This window comes from Pseudomonas sp. NFIX10, assembly GCF_900111955.1.
GTDB lineage: Bacteria > Pseudomonadota > Gammaproteobacteria > Pseudomonadales > Pseudomonadaceae > Aquipseudomonas > Aquipseudomonas fluorescens_AA.
The window spans coordinates 1-20,742 of record NZ_FOKH01000025.1 but is presented as its reverse complement, the minus strand read 5'-3'; the positions used below and the strand labels follow the sequence as shown (position 1 = coordinate 20,742).

Here is a 20,742-nt window from a genome sequence, read left to right as displayed (position 1 = left end):
CGGTTTACATGCCGCTTGTCGCGGGTAGAATGGCGCCCTTCCCTTTACAGCCTGAGCGGACTTCATGGCGTTGCCGACCCTGCGGATCATTGGTTTCATCATCGGCATCTTCCTGATCACCCTGGCGATCTTCATGGTCGTGCCCATGGCCACCCTATTGGTCTTCGAGCGCACCCGCGACCTGCCGTCGTTCCTCTGGTCGAGCATGATTACCTTCGTCGCCGGCCTGGCGCTGGTGCTTCCCGGGCGCCCGGAACACATCCACCTGCGTCCGCGGGACATGTACCTGCTGACCGTCAGCAGCTGGCTGGTGGTATGTATCTTCGCCGCCCTGCCCTTCCTGCTGACCCAGCACATCAGCTATACGGATTCGTTCTTCGAAAGCATGTCGGGCATCACCGCCACTGGCGCCACCGTCCTGAGCGGCCTGGACACCATGTCCCCGGGCATCCTGATGTGGCGCTCGCTGCTGCACTGGCTCGGCGGTATCGGCTTCATCGGTATGGCGGTGGCGATCCTGCCGCTGCTGCGCATCGGTGGCATGCGGCTGTTCCAGACCGAGTCGTCGGACCGCTCGGAAAAAGTCATGCCCCGGTCCCACATGGTGGCGCGGCTGATCGTGGCGTCCTACGTGGGCATCACCATCCTCGGCACCCTGGCGCTCTGGTGGGCCGGGATGAGCCTGTTCGATGCCATCAACCATTCGATGTCGGCGATCTCCACCGGCGGTTTCTCCACCTCGGACCTGTCCCTGGCCAAATGGACCCAGCCGGCGGTGCACTGGGTCGCCATCGTCATCATGATCCTCGGCAGCCTGCCGTTTGCCCTGTATGTCTCGACGCTGCGAGGCAATCGCCGGGCGCTGATCAAGGACCAGCAGGTCCAAGGGCTCATCGGCGTGCTGCTGGTGACCTGGCTGGTACTCGGCACCTGGTATTGGGCGACCACCGACCTGCATTGGCTGGACGCGCTGCGGCACGTGGCGCTGAACGTGACGTCCATCGTCACTACCACCGGCTTCGCCCTGGGCGACTACAGCCTGTGGGGCAATTTCTCGTTGATGCTGTTCTTCTACCTGGGGTTCGTCGGCGGCTGTTCGGGCTCGACGGCCGGCGGGATCAAAATTTTCCGCTTCCAGGTCGCCTACATCCTGCTTCGGGCCAACCTCAACCAACTGATCCACCCCCGTGCGGTGATCAAGCAAAAGTACAACGGTCATCGCCTCGACGAAGAAATCGTCCGCTCGATCCTCACGTTCTCGTTCTTCTTCGCCATCACCATCTGCGTGATCGCCCTACTGCTGTCACTGCTGGGGGTGGAGTGGATGACGGCCCTGACCGGCGCGGCCAGTACCGTGTCCGGTGTCGGCCCGGGGCTGGGGGAAACCATCGGGCCAGCCGGCAACTTCGCACCGCTGCCGGACGCGGCCAAATGGATTCTGTCCGGGGGCATGCTGCTGGGCCGGCTGGAGATCATCACGGTGTTCGTGCTGTGTATCCCGGCGTTCTGGCGCCACTGACCGGTTCAGGCTCGCTCGTCAATCGCGCCCGGTATTCGCCGGGCGTGGTGTCGAACCAGCGGCGAAAGGCCCGGAAAAAATTGCTCGGGTCGGCGAACCCCAGCAGATAGGCGATTTCCAGCAGCGTCATGCCTGGCTGCGCCAGGTACTGCTCGGCCAGTTCACGACGGGTGTCTTCGAGCAGGCTCTGGAAACTGGTGCCCTCTTCCTGCAAGCGCCGCTGCAAGGTGCGCTGCGACAGGTGCAAGGTCTGCGCCACCACGTCTCGCTTGGGTTCTCCCTGGGGCAACAGCCGACACAGTACTTGTCGCGCCTTGTGGGTCACGCGGCTTTCCGAAAAACGCGCAAGGTACTCCCCGGCAAACCGGTCGTGAAGCTGTGCCATGGCTTCGTTGGCCGTCGGCAGCGGCGCCTCCATGTCGGCCCGCTCAAAGATCAGCGCGTCATAACGCGCGCCAAACACCAACGGCGCGCGGAAGGCTCGGTGATAAGGCGCCAGGTCCAACGGCTCCGCGCCCTGGAGCAACACCTTCACCGGATGCAGGGTGCGCCCGGTCAACCAACTGCACAGGGCCAGCGCACACGCCAGGGATGCTTCGGCACTTTGACGGGTCGGGGGCAGATGGTCGCCATGCACCGTCAGGATCAGCCCGTAGCCATCTTCCAACTGGCGAAAACTCAAATCGGCGCTTTCGGCAATGATCCGCTGGTAACGCACCAGCCGTTGGAAACCCTCCACGAGGGTGCGACTGGACATCAAGGCGTAGCCAACCACATGGAACGAGGCCGGGCGTACCACCTTGCCCATGTTCAAGCCAATGGCCGGGTTACCCGACAACTCCACGGCCCGTTGCCAGAGCCGGGTCATCGAGTCCTGGGGGAAACGCGCATCCGGATCTTCCAGCGCATCGAAGTCCAGCCCCAGTTGCTTGAACAGCACCCGACAATTGAGGCCGTCCATTTCCAACGCCTTGACAATCCCCATCGCCCAGCTTGAAGAAGTGGTTCGTTCGCTCATGACGTTTTACTTGCATGACGAGCCGCGGGGTACGGCTGGATTTGCGAAGGATAGCAGTGTCCGGACTTATCAATAACGCCCCTTTTTGTACGAGCGGCTGTTGTTGTCAGGCAAGGCGCCACGACCGAGTCATAGCCCGCTATGGCGAGGAGTGGCAACACAGCATGACGGCAACAGAAGCCGTCCAAAAGGGGCGTTATTGGTAAGACCGGACACTAGAGTGGCGCTGATTGTCACTGGCCGTAGCGATTGATGGTTCTAGACTTCAAATATCAGAACAATAACCACAGAGCCAGCCGTCGTGGAAAACGCTAAACGATTCAATAGCTTCGCCGAGTTCTACCCGCATTACCTCAGCGAACACAGCAACAGCACCTGCCGGCGACTGCATTTCATCGGCACCTCCCTGGTCATCCTGGTGTTCGCCCTCGCTCTGGTCGTGGGTAACGGGTGGCTGTGGCTCGCCCTGCCCGTGGCCGGCTACGGCTTCGCCTGGGTCGGGCACTTCTTCTTCGAAAAGAACCGTCCCGCCACCTTCCAGCATCCGCTCTACAGCCTGCTCGGCGATTTCGTCATGTACCGTGACATGCTGCTGGGCAAGGTCGCGTTCTAATAAGGATTGCCGATGAGCAACCACGCGCGCTTTACCCATATGAAAGAAGGCACCCAACAAGACTGGGCGATCATCGCGGCCGACTTCAGCGCCTACGCGCGACAATTGCCGGCCCGGATCCTGGCCCACTTGAAACTGCTGGACGGCGATTTTGGCGGGTTCCCGGTGGATCGCCTGACTCATTCCCTGCAAACCGCCACCCGCGCCTACCGTGACGGGCGGGACGAGGAATACGTGGTCTGTGCCCTGCTCCACGACATCGGCGACACCTTGGGTTCGTATAACCACCCGGACATCGCTGCGGCCATCCTCAAGCCCTTCATCAGCGCCGAAAACCTGTGGATGGTGGAAAAGCACGGGATTTTCCAAGGCTATTACTTCTTCCATCACCTGGGCATGGACCGGCACCTGCGCGAGCAATTCAGTGGCCATCCGCAGTACCAGGCGACCATTGAGTTCTGTGCGAAGTACGACGCGGCGGCATTCGATGCCGAATACGACACCCTGCCGTTGAGTTTCTTCGAGCCGATGCTGGAAAGGGTCTTTGCCACGCCGAAGCAATCGATCTACAAGGCGGCGATGGCTGAATAGCCCTCTGGCTGACAGATTGCTGGGGACCGCTGCGCGGTCCATCGCGGGCAAGCCTTGCTCCCACAAGTGTTGCCTGCTCTCATAGGCGGTGAGTACTTGTGGGAGCAAGGCTTGCCCGCGATGGCGTCATGAAGACCTACACCGGCTCAGTCACTTTCAACTCAGTCTTGGCCAGCGCCTCCCGCGCCTGGGCTTCCGCCAGCCGATACAGCTCGATCGACCCGTCCCAATGCTCGATCAGCGCCGTGCAGGATTCGACCCAATCGCCACAATTGAGGTATTCCACCTCGCCCACCCTGCGCATCTCCGCGTGGTGGATATGCCCACAGACCACGCCATGCAGTTCGCGCTTCACACACTCGTGGGCGATGGCTTCTTCGAAATCGCTGATGAAACTGACGGCGGTCTTGACCTTGTGCTTGAGGTACGCCGACAACGACCAGTAGCCGTAGCCATAACGGGCCCGCCAATGGTTGAGCCAGCGGTTCAGCGTGAGGGTGAACTCGTAGGCCGAATCCCCAAGGAACGCCAGCCAACGGTGGTAACGGGTGATGACATCGAACTGGTCGCCATGGATCACCAACAAGTGCCGACCATCGGCGGTGACGTGCACCGCTTCGTCCACCAACTGGATATTGCCCAGGATCAGCTTCGAATAGCGCCGCAGGAATTCGTCATGGTTGCCGGTGACGTAGATCACTTCGGTGCCGCGCTTGCTCATGGTCAGCAAGCGACGAATGACGTTGGTGTGGGCCTGGGGCCAATACATGCCGCCGCGCAGTTTCCAACCATCGATGATGTCACCCACCAGGTAGATCTTGTCGGCGTGGTAGCCCTTGAGAAACTGCGACAAGTGCTCGGCCTGGCAATCCCGGGTGCCCAAATGCACATCGGAAATCCACAGGGTGCGAACACGCTGCTTGCGGCTGGGTTTGGCGAGCTCGGCGCTGGTCATTGGGCAACCCTCTGATCGTTTTCGCCACTGTGCACGCCGGCGGTTAATGGCCCATGACAAACACAAGTCCATTACATGACAGCGCGGGGCGGTGTGCCCTCGGTGTATGCTGGCAGCCTGACACGGGAGACCGCGATGAGACCGATCCTCACGCTACGCCACTACAGCCACGACTTGATTGTCCACAGCCACGACCACGCGCAACTGGTGTTCGGGTTGTCCGGCGCGCTGGATTTCGAAGTCGAAGGGCGTGGCAGCCAGGTGGTGCAACAGAGTTTCGTGGTAGTACCCGCCGGCGCCCATCATGCCTGCGGCAGTCCCCAGGGCAGTCGCTGCCTGGTGCTGGATGTGCCCAGTGACGATTGGGTCGGGCAATGCCTGGGGGATCACGCCGACGCCAGCCGCCGCTTGCTCGACGACACCGCTCGCCTGCCCCTGGACGCGGGACAAAGCCAGTTGGTCAGTTGGCTGGCGGGCAGCCCGGTGGACGACCCGTTGATCGCCCAGCAAGGCGCGGTGCTGCTACTGGCAAGTCTCAATGGCGTTCGCCAGCGCCCCCTCGGTGGCCGGCGCCTGCCCTACGCCGCGCTCAACGCCCACATCGACCAGAACGCCGCCTACCCGCTGCAAGTGGCGGACCTGGCACGGGTCGCCGGCCTTTCCAGCGCCCGCCTGCATGCGCGCTTCATCGCCGAATGCGGACAAACCCCGATGGAGTACATCCGCAGCCGCCGCTTGCACCAGGCCGTGGCGTTGTTGCGCGAGTCGGACCTGCCCATCGGCGAGATCGCCCACCGGGTCGGCTACAACTCCCAGAGTGCTTTCGCCGCGGCGGTGCTGCGGGAATTCGGCGCCTCGCCGGGCAAGCTGCGGCGTCAGCGCTAGATGCGCGCTAAAAATCGCTAGGATCGCGACAGACACAGCCGCCTCACCCACGCTTAAATACTGACATCCGTGACGCGGCGGTCCTGTGGGAGCTTGCTCCGGGCGGCAGTCCGACGATTGCTATCTGTCAGTCAATATCTGCATTGCCTGAACCACCGCTTTCGCGAGCAAGCTCGCTCCCACAGAAGACACTCGCCCGTTGCCCCACTGTCTGTTGAAAGGATTGAAATGACACCCCGTACCGCCCTCGGCGCCCTGCACATTGGTGCACTCATGTTTGGCCTGACCGGTGTCTTTGGCAAACTCGCCGCGGCTTCGCCTGCGGTCATCGTGTTCGGGCGTGCTGTCTTCGCCGTGCTGGCCCTGGCGGCGTTCGCCCGGTTCGCCAGCAGCAGTCGCTGGCAGAAACTGCGGGCACAGGATGGCCGGCGATTGCTGCTGGGCGGCCTGTTGCTGGCCGGGCACTGGGTGAGTTTCTTCATCGCCGTGAAGGTGGCCGGCGTGGCGATCGCCACGTTGGGGTTCGCCAGTTTCCCGGCCTTCACGGTATTGCTCGAGGGGCTGATCTTCCGCGAGCGGATTCGCGCCAATGAAATCTGGCTGGTGGTGCTGGTGAGCGTTGGCCTGGTGTTGGTCACGCCGAACTTCGACCTGGCCAGCGGTGCCACCACCGGCCTGCTGTGGGCCGTGTCTTCGGGGCTGTTGTTTGCCCTGTTGTCATTGACCAACCGTGCCGGCTCCGCGCATGTACCGCCTGTGCAGGCCGCGCTGTGCCAGAACGTAGTGGTCGGGTTGTGCCTGTTGCCGATGGCCGCGCCACAACTGAGTGACGTTCGCCCCCTCGACTGGTTGTGGATCGGCTTGCTCGGCGTGTTCTGCACCGGCCTGGCCCACAGCCTGTTCGTCGCCAGCCTGGCGGTGATCAAGGCCCGCACGGCGGCGGTGGTCTTCGCCATGGAACCGGTCTACGGCATCGCCATGGCCTGGTGGCTGTTCGACGAACGCCCGACGCTGCGCATGCTGCTGGGCGGCGTGGTGATCATCGCGGCCATCGTGATCTCGAGCCAGTCGGGCGGCTCGAAGAAACCGGGTGTCGGTGCCCAAGCCGCGTCTCACTGAACCCGGTCGTTGTGGCCCAGGTCCCGCTCCGGGTCGATCCGGTCGCGAACCCGCTGCTTGAGGACCTTGGCCTCGGGAAAACCGCCATCGGCCTTGCGCTCCCAGATTTGCGCACCGTCGCAACTGATGTGGAACACACCGCCGGTGCCCGGCACCAGGGACACTTTGCCCAGGTCGTCGCCGAAGGTGCTGAGCAGTTCCTGGGCCAGCCAGGCGGCGCGCAGCAGCCATTGGCACTGGGTGCAATAGGTGATGACAACTTCGGGCTTGTGCTCGGTCATTGCGGGTGAACTCCTGGGTTCGAAGGCGTCGTTATAATACCTGCCTTTGATCGCCCGCCCCGAGATAGACGATGCGCCGCCTGCTCCTGCTTCTGCTGCTGTTGCCCCTGTCCGGCCATGCCAACGAGCCCGCCGTCGAAGCGCCACGCCCGAAAATCGGCCTGGTGCTGTCCGGCGGCGCGGCGCGGGGCCTGGCCCACATCGGCGTGCTCAAGGCCCTGGAGGAGCAAGGCATCAAGATCGATGCCATCGCCGGCACCAGCATGGGCGCGGTGATCGGCGGGCTGTATGCCTCGGGCTACAAGATCGACGAACTGGAAAAGCTCGCCCTGGGCATCGACTGGCAACAGGCCTTGTCCGATGCGCCGCCACGCAAGGACGTGCCGTTCCGGCGCAAGCAGGATGACCGCGACTTCCTGGTGAAACAGAAACTGAGCTTTCGTGACGACGGCAGCCTCGGCCTGCCCTTGGGGGTCATCCAGGGCCAGAACCTGGCCCTGCTGCTCGAAAGCCTGCTGGCCCACGCCAGCGACACGCGGGACTTCGACAAACTGCCGATCCCGTTTCGCGCCGTCGCCACCGACATCGCCACAGGCGAAAAAGTCGTCTTCCGCAAAGGCCACCTGCCCAAGGTCATTCGCGCCAGCATGTCGATCCCAGCGGTGTTCGCCCCGGTGGAGTTGGACGGCCGGCTGCTGGTGGACGGCGGCATGGCCGACAATATCCCGTTGGATGTGGCCCGGGACATGGGCGTGGACGTAGCCATCGTGGTCGACATCGGCACGCCGCTGCGCACCCGCAAGCAACTGGTCACGGTGGTCGACGTGCTGAACCAGTCGACCACCCTGATGACCCGGCGCAACTCTGAAGAACAACTGGCCACCCTGAAAAAAAGCGACGTATTGATCCAGCCGGCCCTGGCGAGCTTCGGCTCCACCGACTTCGGCCGGGCCCGGGACATGATCGACGCCGGCTATCGCGCCACCCGGATACTCGAGGCACGCCTGGCCGCGCTACGCCCGCCCGAGGCGCCCGACGCCGAACTCATGGCCGCGCGCGCGCCCAGCGAACGCACGCCGGTCATCACCGCCATTCGCGTAGAGAACGACTCGAAAGTCGGCGATGACGTGATTCGCTACTACATTCGCCAGCAGATCGGCGAGCCGCTGGACCTGGGCCGCCTGCAGACCGACATGGGCACGCTGTACGGCCTGGACTACTTCGAACAGGTGCAATACCGCGTGGTCCACAAGGGCCCGGACCACACCTTGGTGATCAGCGCCCGGGGCCGACGCACCGGCACCGACTACCTGCGGCTGGGGCTGAGCCTGTCGGACGATATGCGCGGCGACAGCGCTTTCAACCTGGGGGCCAGCTATCGGGTCAACGGCATCAATCGCCTGGGCGCCGAGTGGCTGACCCGGGCGCAGATCGGCGACAGGCAGGAGCTGTACAGCGAGTTCTACCAGCCATTGGACGTCGGTTCGCGCTACTTCATTGCCCCCTATGGGCAATTCGAATCGCGCAATGTGGAATCCATCCTGGACAACGATCCGGTGGCCCAGTATCGCGTCGAACGTTATGGCTTCGGGCTCAACGTGGGCCGCCAGATCGGCAACAGCGGCGAAATCCGCTTCGGTGTCGGCCAGGCCTGGGGCAAGGCCGATGTGCGCATCGGCGACCACGACCAGCCCAGCGAGAATTTCAACGAAGGTTTCTACGAACTCAAGTATTCGTTCGACTCCCTCGACAGCGTCTACTTCCCCCATGAAGGGGAAGACATCGGCCTGAGCTGGCGCCAGTACGAACCGGGGCTGGGCTCCGACCAGCGCTACCGCCAGTGGGAATTCAAACTGGACAAGGCGCTTAGCAGCGGCCCGGACACTTTCATCCTGGGCGGACGCTACGGTCGCACCCTGGACACCGCGCAGATCGTGACCTCCAGCTTTGTGCTCGGTGGCGCGCGGCAATTGTCGGGCTTTCGCGAAGATGGGGTGTCCGGACAGAACATGAGCCTGATGCGTGCCGTGTATTACCGCCGCCTCACACCGCGGGCCTACCTGCCATTGGATTTCCCGTTGTACATCGGCGGCTCGTTGGAACGCGGCCGGGCCTGGAACAACGATAACGAATTCGACAGTGGCTACATCAACGCCGCCAGCATTTTCCTCGGTTTCGATACACCGCTGGGGCCATTGAACTTCAGCTATGGCTTCAACGACGACGATGAACAGGCGGTGTACCTGAACCTGGGGCAGACGTTTTGAGGGGCTGGGTGTTTGCCTGGGCTGGCTTGATAACCTGACAGGCCGTCATCGCGAGCAAGCTCGCTCCCACATGGGGGCGCAGACTCCTGTGGGAGCGAGCTTGCTCGCGATAAGGCCAGCCGCTACAACCTCGATGGCGCTTAGCGAATCCCCGCCAGCAGTACCCGGGCGGTCTGCTTGAGGGGTTCGTCACCTTCTTCGAGCAGCTCTTCAAGCAGGGTGACGGCGGTCTTCAGGTCGCCATCGTCGATGCAGTTCTGTGCCTGTTCCAGCTTGACCGAATGTTCCGGGACCTGAGGTTCGAGGGACAGGGTGTCCAGGGAAACAGGTTCAAGGGCCAGCGGCTCAAATTCCAGTGCCTGTTCTTCATCGGCAAAGCCATCGAGGAAATCATCGTCCAGCGACTCGGTTTCCAGGGGCGCTTCCCATTGCAACTCCGATTCGTCGAAACCTGAAAGCGACAAGCCCTCGACACTGTTGTCGGCCAGGGGCGTTGCAGGTTTTTCTCCGGCGTGGGCGGCCTGGTCATCCGCCAGGTCCCAACTGGTGTCCATGGACAGTGCATCCAGGTCCAGCTCGAACTCGTCACTGGGTGCCTGTTCACGTTCAGGCGCAAGAACCGATACCTGGGGTTGCGCCTGTTCCACTATCGGTGCGGTGATCAAGGCAACCTTGGGATAGCGCCCGCGGATATCCTCCAGCGTTCCGGCATCGACGCCTTGTGCCAGCAGATGATGTTCCTGGGCCTGGAAACCGATGACATCGCCCTGCTTGCCCAATACCTCCAACAACTTGAGGCCCAGGTCGGTGCGTTCCGGTTCGGCCAGCAAGGCCGCGCGCAACAACCCGGCGGCCTCGGTGAAACGGCCGTAGGTCAGGTAGATCCCGACGCCCTCCAGCACATCCCCCTGGGGCGCATCGCCGTTGTTGAACGAGCTCGCAGCCTCGGATGGCTCCGTGTCGGGGATGGACGCAAAGGTTTCGTCACCCTTTTCCAGCATCGGCTCGGGGCGCTCGGTCATCGGCTCCAACTCGTCCCGCTGCTGCCGACGCCGAATGAACAGTAACAATGCGAGCAATGCCAACAAGGCCACCAGCCCCGCCACCCATGTCCAATCGATGCCCTCTGGCTCTGCAACCGGTTCGGTCACGGGGGAGGCGTCCGGAGCCGGCTCCGACGCAGGCTTCGCCGGTTGCGGTTGCGCCGACGCAACGGGGGCTGGAGTCTCTGCCAGCCGGGTCTGCAATTCGCTGATCTGCTTGCGCTGGCCGGCGATTTCCTCGTCCTGGGCCTGGAGCCGCGCCTGCAGAGCCTCGATGGTCTTCTGTTGCTCCTGGCTCTGCAGCACGCTGGCGGCCAACTGCTCATCGGACGCGGCGGAGGCCTGGCCAGCGGTGGATGCCGCCGATGTCGGCAGCACGGCCGAGTCGGGCAATAACAGGCGCTGGCCGATGGAGAGCCGGTCACTGCCGGGATTCAGGGCCTGGATCCCTTGCATCAACTCGTTGACCGACGCGTTGCTGCCGGCGTCATGCAGGCGCTGGGCAATCACCCAGGGGTTGTCTCCCTGCACGACCGTGTAACGCTTGCCCTGCGCCGCCGGGGGCGGCTTGATGGCCGGGGTCGCAGGCTCCGAGGCCGGTTCGTCACGGGCCGGCACGATACCCGGTGAGCCCGGAGGGTCGATCAGCACGGTGTATTCGCGCAGCAGGCGCCCATTGGGCTGATTGAGCTGCACCAGGAAATTGAGAAAGGGTTCTTCCACCGGTTTGCTGGACGTCACCCGAATGAAGCTGCGTTCACCACGCAATACTGGCGTAAAGCGCAGGTTGCTGAGAAAGAACACCCGCTCCACACCCGCACGATTGAAGTCGTCCGGGCTCGCCAGGCTGGCCGACAGATCCCCTTCACCGATCCCGGCCACATCGACCAGGGCGATATCGGCGCGCAACGGCTGGTTCAGGGCGGAATGGAGCGTGATCTCGCCAAGGCCCAGCGCTGACGCCAAGGCCGGAAACCCCAGGGCACCCACGACGATCGACACGTTGACCCAACTGCGCAACGTGGACTGCAAACTTACAAGCATGGGCATCCCTTTCGATTACCAGAACCAACCGCAGCGTAAACGCTTCCATTAGGAACGCTTACTACTGGTTATAGTTCGCTAACCGGCGAATCTCAAAAGTCCGACGCCAGGGATCTGCCTCAGGATTTTTCCAGGTTAGCCAGGATCGTGCCGTGAACCCGCATGCACACACGCATGTCCGCCTCGTCGACACCTTCAAACAGCTCCCGCCGCAATTGGGTGGCAATGGTTTCGATCTGTTCGATCAACGGTAGGGCCGGTGCACAGAGCACGATTTTCTTGGCCCGACGGTCTTCGGCCACCGCCTGGCGCTGCACCAGCCCCTGGGTCTCCAGGCTGTCGAGCAACCGGGCCAGGGTCGGGCCTTCGACGGCGACACTCTGGGCCAGTTCACGCTGGGTCGGCGCCTGTTCGAAACGGGCCAGGTGCAGCAGCACCAGCCAGCGCGCCTGGGACAGGCCCAGCCCGGCCAGGCGGCGGTCCAGTTCGGCGCGCCAGCCTCGAGACATTTGCGCCAACTGCATGCCAAAACGGTGTTGATCGGTTAACGGCATAAAAAACTCATCAGATCTGAAATAGAGAAAAACTAATTATTAGTCAGCTAAGCATGAGCTTTGGATTCAAGCAAGGTTCGCCTTGTACTGAATCGTTAAAGGAGCGCAACTCACTGATCAGACTTCAAATTCCGACTGCAACGCAGCCCTGACGCAATACAGCACACCTTCGGGCACCCGTCCGACAAACAGCGCGGCAACTTCGGACACCGGCGGTAACTCGCCTTCGCCGTCCAGGAATGCGTCCTGTACCTCGCCCATCAGTTCCTCGGGCAAATCCAGTGCCTGTTCCAGGGACAACTGCTGTTTGCCGATGGCCTCGGCCAGCATCGTGTAGACGTTTTTCTCCGAGCACTGCAATTGCCCGGCGATCTGCAACGGGGTCATGCCGGCCCGGGCCAGCGTGATGAGCTCGTGGCGCACATCGGCCACCGCTTTCGGCGGTTCGCCCTCGCCCCCCAGGACTTGGAGGAAGGCTTCGCCATAACGCTCCAGCTTGCGCGCCCCCACGCCGCTGACCCGGGCCATTTCCGCCAGGGAGGTGGGCTGGCTGCGGAGCATTTCCAGCAGCGTCGAATCGGGGAAGATGACGTACGGTGGCACGCCGTGTTCCTCGGCCAGCTTGCGACGCAAGGCGCGCAAGGCTTCCCATTGATCGCGCTCTTCGCCACGGACCAATTGGCTGGCCTGGCTCTTGCTGCTCTTGATCGCCGTGGCCGGCTTGAGGTCGCGGCGCAGTTCGAGGGTCACCTCGCCCTTGAGCAAGGGCCGGCAGGTTTCGGACAAGCGCAGGCCGCCGTAGCCTTCCAGGTCAATGTCTGCCAGGCCGCGGGCCACCAATTGTCGGAACAATGAGCGCCATTCACTCTCGGAGCGCGCCTTGCCCACGCCGAACACCGAGAGGTGCTGGTGGCCGAAGTTGCGGACCTTCTCGTTGTCCTTGCCCAGCAACACGTCCACCAGGTGCCCGACGCCGTAGCGCTGGCCGGTGCGGAAAATCGCCGACAAAGCCTGGCGGGCCGGTTCGGTGGCGTCCCAGGTTTCCACGCCATCGACACAGTTGTCGCAGTGCCCGCAAGGCTGGGGCATGTCTTCGTCGAAATAGGCCAGCAGGGTCTGGCGACGGCAGCGGGTTTCTTCGCACAACGAGAGCATGGCGTCGAGCTTGTGCTGCTCCAGGCGCTTGTGGCGCTCATCGCCTTCGGAGTTCTGCAGCATCTGCTTGAGCATCACCACGTCTTGCAGGCCGTAGGCCATCCAGGCGTCGGCCGGCAAGCCATCACGGCCGGCACGCCCGGTTTCCTGGTAGTACGCCTCGAGGGACTTGGGCAAGTCCAGGTGTGCGACAAACCGCACGTTGGGCTTGTCGATGCCCATGCCGAACGCCACGGTGGCCACCATGATCAGGCCTTCCTCGTTGAGGAAGCGCTTCTGGTGGTAGGCCCGCAGGTCGTTGGGCAGGCCGGCGTGATACGGCAACGCCGGGAACCCCTGTTCACACAGGAACGCCGCCACTTCATCGACCTTTTTGCGCGACAGGCAATAGACGATACCGGCATCGCTGCGGCGCTCGGCGAGGAACGCCAGCAGTTGCTTGCGTGGCTGCTCCTTGGGCACGATGCGGTAGAAAATGTTGGGACGGTCGAAGCTGGACAGGAACCGCTCGGCATTCTGCAAGTGCAGGCGCTCGACGATTTCCTCGCGGGTGCGTTTGTCGGCGGTGGCGGTCAGGGCGATGCGCGGCACGTCGGGGAACAGTTCCGCCAATTGCCCCAGTTGCAGGTATTCACGCCGGAAATCATGGCCCCATTGCGACACGCAGTGGGCTTCGTCGATGGCAAACAGGGCGATTTCCAGGCTCTGCAGGAACGCCAGCATGCGCGGCTGCACCAGGCGTTCCGGGGCCAGGTACAACATTTTCACTTCGCCGCGCTTGATCCGCGTCGCCAGGTCCCGCTGTTGCTCGGCACTGAGGGTGGAGTTCAGCGAAGCGGCGGCAACCCCCAGTTCCTCGAGGGTCGCGACCTGGTCGTCCATCAGCGCGATCAGCGGCGAAACCACCACTGCCAGGCCGTTGCGCAGCAGCGCCGGCACCTGGAAGCACAAGGATTTGCCGCCGCCGGTGGGCATGAGCACCAAGGCATCGCCACCGTTGGCCACGCGCTCAATAATGGCACCCTGGCGGCCACGGAAACTGTCGTAGCCGAAGATGTCCTTGAGGACGCGTTGAGCCTGTTCGAGCATAGAAACTCCAAAAATCACCGAAACATCCCTGCAAGGCTGGTTCAGAATCGCAAACGCCGCACCGGCAAATCGTAAGTGCGCGTTTCGAACCGGCGGGACGCCGCAGGGCATCACAAAACGCGGCAGTATACCCGAGGCCTTCGCTGCGAAGGGCGCTGCTGACAAGAGGTGCTTGCGGCTGGGATGGCCAACACATGGCTTCTGTTGCCACAAGCCCCTGTGGGAGCGAGCTTGCTCGCGATAGCGGTGGGTCATTTTGAGAAGATGTGGAATGTAACGCCCTCATCGCGAGCAAGCTCGCTCCCACATTTGCTTTGCGGTGCCCTCCGCATTTGTATCCTCCCCCCAGGCCTCCAAGAGGCAAATACGCCACGCGGCTGGCCTGTACGCTCAAGAAGGCCTAGAATTCCCGCATTGTTTATTCCCCAAGGTAGCCCGTAATGTCCTTCGCTGAGCAACTGACCCGCCTGCAAGTCTTCCTCGACGCCGATGAGCTGCACGAGGAAGCGCTGGACTACGTGGCCGCTCACGGCTATCTGACCGCCCTGTCGATCTGCGCCGAAACGGTGCCGGATCGTGAGTGGATCGACGCCCTGTTCGCCGAGGAGCCGCATTACAGCGACGAAGCCCAGCGCGCCGAAATCGAAGCCACCCTGGTCGGCCTCAAGGCCCATATCGCCCGTCAGCTGGCTTCCGACGAAGAATTCGAATTGCCATGCGAACTGGACTTGGGCGATGACCCGGACGATTCGGAGCTGCGTGGCTGGTGCATCGGCTTCATGGAAGGCGTGTTCCTGCGCGAAGCCGCCTGGTTCGAAACCGCCGAAGAGGAAGTCAGCGAAATGCTGCTGCCGATCATGGTGGGTTCCGGCCTGTTCGACGAGCAACCGGAATTTTCCGACATCGCCGCCGACGCGAACCTGATGGACGACATGATCGTCCAGATCCCCGAAGCCCTCACCGCCCTGTACCTGCTGTGCAACGCCCCGGACGAGAAACCGGCGATCCTCAAGCCTCGCCACCACTGAGTGACCGGGTGCCCTCGCCAGTTGGCAATCGCCCGCTGATCCTGCGTTACGCTCTACTGGCCATCGGCTGGCTGAGCGTGGTGCTGGGAGTCATCGGCATTTTCGTTCCCGTATTGCCCACCACCCCCTTCCTGCTGCTGGCCGCGGCCTGCTTCGCCCGCAGTTCGCCGCGCTTCTACCGATGGCTGGTCGAACATCCCCGCCTCGGCCCGTGGATCAGCGACTACCTCAGCGGCAACGGCATCCCGCTCAAGGGCAAGGTCTATGCCATCGGATTGATGTGGGCGAGCATTCTCTTTTCCTGCTACCTGGTGCCCCTGCCGTGGGCGCGAGGATTCATGCTCACCAGCGCAGTGCTGGTGACAATTTACATCCTCAAGCAAAAAACCCTGCGCAAACCTTAAGCAAGCCCCGACCATCCGTCTGACCTGCTTAACCCTGTCAGCTCTGACAGTAGGCAGTCAACCCATTCCACCGCATAAATCGCTCCATCGTCCCTACGCGAACGGAGCGTCTGCCATGCTGACCCGACTGAAAAAAACTCCGGTGTCGCTGGCCTTGCGGTCGGCTGCCCATGGGTTGATACAGGCCTGTGTTGGGCTGGTAATGGTCGCGGGGGCGGCCGTCGCTGCCGCCGCGCAGCCTGCGCCTCCCATCCCGATCACTCCGGGCCAGATCATCGGCGAGAGTCAGCTCGAGAAGGCTCGGTGTGTACAGGAGTCGGAACCGGCAAAATACCAACGCTCACGCGCCGTGGGCCGGCTTTATACAGGGAGCAGCTACGGGACTGCGTGGCGGGTAGGCCCTGGAAACCTGGTGCTCACCAACCTGCATGTCGTGGGTGAGAACCCGGATCTGGCTCGGATGGTCGTGGAGTTCGATTACGAGGAATCCAGCTGCGACTCGGATGCAGTTCAGCCTGCTGTCCGGGTTCCGGTCGAGCGGCTCCTGGCCTCCGATGGGTCGGCCGATTTTGCGCTGCTGGCCTTGGATCAGGAGGCGGTCGACAGCGGCGTATTGGATGCCTTCGGCTACCTGGGCCTGGATACCCGTATCTCGGAGGTCGGCGACCCGGTCTACGTTGCAGGGCATCCCTTGGCGGGGCCGAAACGGATTTCGCGTCTTCATGATGACGGACATCCCTGCTGGGTAACCGAAGTACGCGACAACGGTCGCACTGATTTCGCAAAATACAACTGCGATACCGACTCAGGGTCTTCCGGATCGCCAGTGATCGATGCACGAACCAACGCAGTGATTGCCCTGAACTTTGGTTTCAGTTCGGGGTACAACGCTGGCGCGCAGATGAGCAGCATCTGGCCCGCTATCGCGGAATATTTCGACGAGAAGTTGCCTGAGGGCAGTGTCCCGGTGGAGCAGCCGGGCGTGCCGATGGCCAAGCCGGGAGCGGTGGGCGTACAGGTAAACGTGCGCGTGACGCAGGTGGATGGGCAATCCCCGGTGGCCGGGGCACCCGGTGAACAGCTGTATTATCACGCCCCCACACATACCACGATCACCGACGTGTCCTGCCAGAGCGGAACCACCCAATGGATCGCCGAGAACGGCAAGGCCGCGTCATGCACCTTGTCAGGCGCAGCGAACTGGACCACGGCACAGTCGGTGGCGCTGCGCGTGGATAACACCGCCCCCGACGGCCTGGTCAGCGATGGCCGGGTACGACTATTGTCCGATACAGGACAGATCCGCGGAGCGAACAACCTCACCCTGAACGTGATGTCGCGGGGCCCAGGCGAGGTTCAGTCACTACGAGCACAGGCGGGGAATTTTCAGGCCGCCCCACTGCACAGCCGGTTCCCGGAACCCTTGACCGCACGGGCGAAAGACCTGATGGACGCGGCGGTCGTGGGCGCGGATGTCACCTTCGCGGTCACTGATGACGGTGGAACAGGGACGCGGTTCGAAGGGGACAATCAGACACCCACCGTGCAGACGAACACCGTGGGTGACGCGACGTCGCCAACGCTGGTCGCCGACTCCAGGGCCGGTACATTGCAGGTTACTGCCATGTCGAGCGGCACGACGGCCACGTTCCACTTGCGGGTGGTGTCGCAAGACGGTGACCCGACGGATGAGGTGGAACACTTGTCCGTGATAACCGGGCAAGGGCAGATCGCACCGGAGGGAACCGAGTTCCCCCTCCCCCTCCCCCTCCCCCTCACGGCACGGACACTGAATCAGGACCGGGATCCGGTAGAGGGGGCCTGGGTCACCTACACGATCATCGATGACAGGGAGACCGGAACCCGATTCGTCGGGGCCGATCAGACCCCGACAGCGACGACTAACAGGAATGGCGATGCGGTGTCACCCAAGCTGATCGCCGGCAACAGATACGGTTTCGTGACAGTCACCGCGACTTCCAACGGCAAGGCGGCGACGTTCATCATCATTGTCGGCACGATATGACGCGCGAGGACCAGCGCCCGGAAATCGTCGTCAGGCGCTGGCAGTGGGGCGACCTGAACGCCGGGATAACGTCAGTCCGCTTCAGCCGCCCTCATATCCTGCAGCAGGCGCTTGCTCCCGGCAGCCCCAGACGGACGCCGCGATCCAGCTCACCTCACACCGTGTCCACCTTCAACGAATGATCATTCAACATGCCATTGATGATGGTCGCCGTGTCCGCCCCGCCGATGATTCCCCCCGCGCCTGGCGCGACGCCGTAGTGACTGGCGAGGTTGACGCCGGCCAGGTCGATGGTCTGATTCGGCGTGGCGCCGGCGATGGCGCTGACGTCGATGCTGGTGATGACCGACGCCCCGCTGCCGCTCACGCTGAAATGCAGGTAATCATCCAGTGACGCCGCGCTGCCATTCTCCCCTTGCAACAGCTGGGACAGGTCGAGCTTGTCGATGCCGGGCGTGAAGTCGGTGATCACGTCGTGGCCATTGTTGCCCGCCAGCCATTGGAAGGTGTCGGCGCCACTGCCGCCGGTGAGGGTGTTGTTGCCCAGGCCACCGATCAGCAGGTCGTCGCCGCCACCGCCATTGAGCACGTCATGACCCAGACCACCGTCGAGGCGGTTGCTGGCCCCGTCGCCGGTGAGGGTGTCGTTGAAGTTCGAGCCCACGAGGTTTTCGATGTGGCTCAATGTATCGGTGCCCGCCCCCAGGGTGTTCTGCGCCGCCAACAGGCCCAGGTTCACCGTGACTGCCGACGTGGCGTGGGCGTAGCTGACGGTGTCGTTGCCCGTACCGCCATCGAGCAGGTCGTTGCCCGTGCCGCTGTAGAGCAGATCATTGCCTGCCCCACCGTTCAGGGTGTTGTTGCCCGAACCGGCACTGAGTACATCGTTGCCGTCGCCGGCGTTGAGGATGTTGTCGCCGTTGCCAGCCAGCAGCACATCGTCGCCACTGGTGCCCGTCAGGGTATGGCCCGCCTGATAGCTGATGCCTACCGCTGCGCTGTCGCTGCCGCCGTGGTTGTCGCTGGCGGTGTAGCTGCCGTGGTAATCCGGCGTTTTGTCTTGCGCCCCGGCATAGTCGACGGTGAGGGTCAGTTGATAGTTCTCCGCAGCGTTGGAATTACCGCCGCCGGGATTGGCGATGTTGGTGACGTGAATCTGGTAATTGCCATCCGCTGCCGCGGTGAAAGAAGCCCCGTCGTTGATGGCAATGAACGGCCCGCCGTTGAGTGAATACTCCAGCGCAATGTGACCGGCCGACAGGTTGTGGTCCAGGGTCAGGGTTTCGCCCTGTTTGAGGCTGATGTTGAGCCGGTCTTCATCGTTGGTGTTGTTATTGGACACCATCCCCAATGCACCGCTGACCACCAACATCGCCGTCATGCTCGCGGTATTGGCGACGAAAGCGCTGCGGCTGAGGTTGATCGACTGCACGTTGTTGCCGGTGAAGCTGGCCGTGCCGGTGCTGCCGGTGAAGTCCGCGCCTTTGGCGACCCAACCGGTATTGAAACTGGTGGGTGACGCGGTGAGCGGATCGCCGTTGGCATCGCTGTCGTTACCCAGCAGCAACTCGCCCGGGATCACGATGTTGCCCGACAGCACGTTGGTGATGATGTTGTCGTCGGCAGCGATCGGTGGACTGTTGGGCACGACGTTGATCACCAGGTTGGAGCTCGCCAGGTCACCGTCATGGTCGCTGACGGTGTAGCCGATGTGCTCGGTGATCAGGGTGCTGGTGGCCGTCTGCGACGTATAGCTGAATGCACCCGTGTCGAGGTTGACCACCAGGGTACCGTCGTGGGCGGTGGCGATGCTCAGCGTGTTGCCAACAGTGTTGAACGTGCCGTGGTTGGCCCCGCCACTGGCGGTCAGCGCACCTTGCCCACCGTTGGCCGCCGGGTCATAACTGTACGTGGTGCCATCGACCACCAGGCTCTTGATGAAGCCGCCATCGGCGCCGAACGAGCCCCCCTCGCCCAGCAGGTTGCCGGTGACCGGCGCGCCTTGCACGGTACCGGAAAGCACCGAGTTGAGCTGGTTCAAGTCGGTGACCACCACCGCATTGGTGTCGGTGTGGGTGCTGCCGTCATAGGCCAACGGGTCGAGATTGACGTTTCTGGCGCCGCTGCCCAGGCCGACGGCATAATTCTTGATGCCGTTGGCATCGAGAAAGGCTTTCCACGCGACCTCGTCCGCCGAGCCGATTTCGCCCAAGGTCGGCTTGCCATCGGAGAAAAAATAACCAATGTTCTGTGCGCCGGTCAGTTGTCCGGGGGTGGCGAACGCCGTCTTGGCCATCGCCACGGCCGCATCGTAATTGGTGTCACCGTGCGCGCTCAGCGCGGCGATCAGCGTCTTGGCGGTCGCCACGTCCACCCACACGGCACTCTGGTCGGTGGCACTGCCGCTGAAGGTCACCAGCTGGACTTTGACGTCGCCCATGTCGTCGTATTTGTCGAGCAAGGCGCTGATCGCCTGTTTGGCCAGATCCATACGCGAGAGCCCCGGCACGCCGGAATCGTCTTTCATGCTGCCGGACACATCAAGCACGATCAGCAGGTTCGAATCGATCTCCACCGCCGTCACCGAACGCTCGGACGCGATGGCGGTAGGCACGTCGTCGACGATGCTCACCACCAGATTGCCCGTGACGATGTTGCCCAGGGAGTCCTTGGCCTGGTAGGTGAAACTTTCACTCAACACGTTCGGGCCGTCGTTGGCGGCGGGCGTCGTCGTGGCCGGCGAGGTCAGGGTGTAGGTGTAGGAACCATCCGGATTGAGCAACAGTTGGCCATGGGCACCGACGCCATTGCCCACCAAGGCGAAAGACACGGCGCCCGTTGCCCCGGTGACAGACCCCACCAAGGTGCCCGTGGCGGTTTCACCGGAGGCACTCGGGTCACTGCCGGTGACGGTGCCGGGGGCCAGGTCCTGGCCGTCCTGGTTCAGGTCGAGGGCTTTTTCGTAGACGGTCACGTCATGGTCGGTTGCGGCGACGAGGCAGCTGTTGTGCACGTCGATGGTGATGGTCGTCGTGCTTTCATCGCCATCGGCATCGCGCACGGTGTAGGTGAACACATCGGTCGCGCCCGGTGCGCCGACGGTGTTCGGGTTGCTGTGGTAGACGGCGTTGCCGTTGGCGTCCAGGGTCAG

At 62.9% G+C, this 20,742-nt stretch carries 16 protein-coding genes; 9 read left to right on the top strand and 7 right to left on the bottom strand.

All coding sequences use genetic code 11. The features are described 5' to 3' along the window. Positions 1 to 64: 64 nt before the first annotated feature. On the top strand, positions 65 to 1,519 hold the full coding sequence (locus tag BM321_RS21035) for a TrkH family potassium uptake protein (RefSeq protein ID WP_060738671.1): 1,455 nt from the start codon (positions 65 to 67) through the stop codon (positions 1,517 to 1,519). Here BM321_RS21035 and BM321_RS21030 read toward each other — a convergent pair. Next, entirely contained in the window at positions 1,476 to 2,537 is a 1,062-nt protein-coding gene (locus BM321_RS21030; RefSeq protein WP_092444520.1) for an AraC family transcriptional regulator, read from the bottom strand. The two genes, BM321_RS21035 and BM321_RS21030, sit on opposite strands and share 44 nt — an antisense overlap. Positions 2,538 to 2,838: 301 nt before the next feature. On the opposite strand from BM321_RS21030, the gene BM321_RS21025 reads away from it, so the two are divergent. Together BM321_RS21025 and BM321_RS21020 are read left to right on the top strand one after the other, a co-directional pair. Then, on the top strand, positions 2,839 to 3,150 hold the full coding sequence (locus BM321_RS21025) for an Mpo1-like protein (RefSeq protein WP_092444518.1): 312 nt from the start codon (positions 2,839 to 2,841) through the stop codon (positions 3,148 to 3,150). Between the two features lie 12 nt (positions 3,151 to 3,162). Further along, positions 3,163 to 3,741 carry an HD domain-containing protein gene (locus tag BM321_RS21020; protein ID WP_092444516.1) on the top strand — a complete coding sequence of 193 codons (579 nt, stop codon included), beginning with the start codon at positions 3,163 to 3,165 and terminating at the stop codon, positions 3,739 to 3,741. Positions 3,742 to 3,877: 136 nt separating this feature from the next. On the opposite strand, the gene BM321_RS21015 is transcribed toward BM321_RS21020, so the two are convergent. After that, the gene (locus BM321_RS21015) at positions 3,878 to 4,696 is read right to left on the bottom strand and encodes a UDP-2,3-diacylglucosamine diphosphatase (RefSeq protein WP_092444514.1); all 819 of its coding nucleotides are present in this window, start codon (positions 4,694 to 4,696) and stop codon (positions 3,878 to 3,880) included. A gap of 135 nt (positions 4,697 to 4,831) precedes the next feature. Between BM321_RS21015 and BM321_RS21010 the strand changes: the two genes are divergently transcribed. Beyond that, positions 4,832 to 5,581, top strand: a complete 750-nt coding sequence (locus tag BM321_RS21010) for a helix-turn-helix transcriptional regulator (protein ID WP_092444512.1) — start codon at positions 4,832 to 4,834, stop codon at positions 5,579 to 5,581. A 228-nt stretch (positions 5,582 to 5,809) separates the two neighbouring features. After that, positions 5,810 to 6,700 carry a DMT family transporter gene (locus tag BM321_RS21005; protein WP_092444510.1) on the top strand — a complete coding sequence of 297 codons (891 nt, stop codon included), beginning with the start codon at positions 5,810 to 5,812 and terminating at the stop codon, positions 6,698 to 6,700. On the opposite strand, the gene BM321_RS21000 is transcribed toward BM321_RS21005, so the two are convergent. Continuing rightward, the gene (locus tag BM321_RS21000) at positions 6,694 to 6,981 is read right to left on the bottom strand and encodes an Rdx family protein (RefSeq protein WP_060738678.1); all 288 of its coding nucleotides are present in this window, start codon (positions 6,979 to 6,981) and stop codon (positions 6,694 to 6,696) included. The two genes, BM321_RS21005 and BM321_RS21000, sit on opposite strands and share 7 nt — an antisense overlap. A gap of 71 nt (positions 6,982 to 7,052) precedes the next feature. On the opposite strand from BM321_RS21000, the gene BM321_RS20995 reads away from it, so the two are divergent. Further along, on the top strand, positions 7,053 to 9,248 hold the full coding sequence (locus tag BM321_RS20995; RefSeq protein ID WP_092444508.1) for a patatin-like phospholipase family protein: 2,196 nt from the start codon (positions 7,053 to 7,055) through the stop codon (positions 9,246 to 9,248). A gap of 140 nt (positions 9,249 to 9,388) precedes the next feature. Here BM321_RS20995 and BM321_RS20990 read toward each other — a convergent pair whose 3' ends face one another. The 3 genes from BM321_RS20990 to recQ form a co-directional block, all read right to left on the bottom strand. Then, on the bottom strand, positions 9,389 to 11,335 hold the full coding sequence (locus BM321_RS20990; protein ID WP_092444506.1) for a FimV/HubP family polar landmark protein: 1,947 nt from the start codon (positions 11,333 to 11,335) through the stop codon (positions 9,389 to 9,391). Positions 11,336 to 11,454: 119 nt separating this feature from the next. Beyond that, entirely contained in the window at positions 11,455 to 11,889 is a 435-nt protein-coding gene (locus BM321_RS20985) for a MarR family transcriptional regulator (RefSeq protein ID WP_003199001.1), read from the bottom strand. Between the two features lie 117 nt (positions 11,890 to 12,006). Then, the gene (gene recQ, locus BM321_RS20980; RefSeq protein WP_092444504.1) at positions 12,007 to 14,133 is read right to left on the bottom strand and encodes a DNA helicase RecQ; all 2,127 of its coding nucleotides are present in this window, start codon (positions 14,131 to 14,133) and stop codon (positions 12,007 to 12,009) included. 440 nt (positions 14,134 to 14,573) lie between these two features. Between recQ and BM321_RS20975 the strand changes: the two genes are divergently transcribed. The 3 genes from BM321_RS20975 to BM321_RS20965 all read left to right on the top strand — a co-directional run bounded on the left by BM321_RS20975 (position 14,574) and on the right by BM321_RS20965 (position 17,591). After that, positions 14,574 to 15,161 (top strand): UPF0149 family protein, encoded by a 588-nt coding sequence (locus BM321_RS20975; RefSeq protein WP_060738682.1) that lies wholly within the window; start codon positions 14,574 to 14,576, stop codon positions 15,159 to 15,161. Between the two features lie 8 nt (positions 15,162 to 15,169). After that, positions 15,170 to 15,565, top strand: a complete 396-nt coding sequence (locus tag BM321_RS20970) for a YbaN family protein (RefSeq protein ID WP_092444502.1) — start codon at positions 15,170 to 15,172, stop codon at positions 15,563 to 15,565. A gap of 115 nt (positions 15,566 to 15,680) precedes the next feature. Further along, entirely contained in the window at positions 15,681 to 17,591 is a 1,911-nt protein-coding gene (locus BM321_RS20965) for a trypsin-like serine peptidase (protein ID WP_092444500.1), read from the top strand. Between the two features lie 154 nt (positions 17,592 to 17,745). Here BM321_RS20965 and BM321_RS20960 read toward each other — a convergent pair. Next, positions 17,746 to 20,742, bottom strand: a 2,997-nt coding sequence (locus BM321_RS20960) for a type I secretion C-terminal target domain-containing protein (RefSeq protein WP_139230506.1), incomplete at its 5' end; no start/stop codon positions are given.

Bases quoted from the DNA above. Each gene is read 5' to 3' on its own strand.
- BM321_RS21035 (WP_060738671.1), top strand. From the start codon at position 65: ATGGCGTTGCCGACCCTGCGGATCATTGGTTTCATCATCGGCATCTTC.
- BM321_RS21030 (WP_092444520.1), bottom strand. From the start codon at position 2,537: ATGAGCGAACGAACCACTTCTTCAAGCTGGGCGATGGGGATTGTCAAG.
- BM321_RS21020 (WP_092444516.1), top strand. From the start codon at position 3,163: ATGAGCAACCACGCGCGCTTTACCCATATGAAAGAAGGCACCCAACAA.
- BM321_RS21015 (WP_092444514.1), bottom strand. From the start codon at position 4,696: ATGACCAGCGCCGAGCTCGCCAAACCCAGCCGCAAGCAGCGTGTTCGC.
- BM321_RS21010 (WP_092444512.1), top strand. From the start codon at position 4,832: ATGAGACCGATCCTCACGCTACGCCACTACAGCCACGACTTGATTGTC.
- BM321_RS21005 (WP_092444510.1), top strand. From the start codon at position 5,810: ATGACACCCCGTACCGCCCTCGGCGCCCTGCACATTGGTGCACTCATG.
- BM321_RS21000 (WP_060738678.1), bottom strand. From the start codon at position 6,981: ATGACCGAGCACAAGCCCGAAGTTGTCATCACCTATTGCACCCAGTGC.
- BM321_RS20995 (WP_092444508.1), top strand. From the start codon at position 7,053: ATGCGCCGCCTGCTCCTGCTTCTGCTGCTGTTGCCCCTGTCCGGCCAT.
- BM321_RS20990 (WP_092444506.1), bottom strand. From the start codon at position 11,335: ATGCTTGTAAGTTTGCAGTCCACGTTGCGCAGTTGGGTCAACGTGTCG.
- BM321_RS20985 (WP_003199001.1), bottom strand. From the start codon at position 11,889: ATGCCGTTAACCGATCAACACCGTTTTGGCATGCAGTTGGCGCAAATG.
- recQ (WP_092444504.1), bottom strand. From the start codon at position 14,133: ATGCTCGAACAGGCTCAACGCGTCCTCAAGGACATCTTCGGCTACGAC.
- BM321_RS20975 (WP_060738682.1), top strand. From the start codon at position 14,574: ATGTCCTTCGCTGAGCAACTGACCCGCCTGCAAGTCTTCCTCGACGCC.
- BM321_RS20965 (WP_092444500.1), top strand. From the start codon at position 15,681: ATGCTGACCCGACTGAAAAAAACTCCGGTGTCGCTGGCCTTGCGGTCG.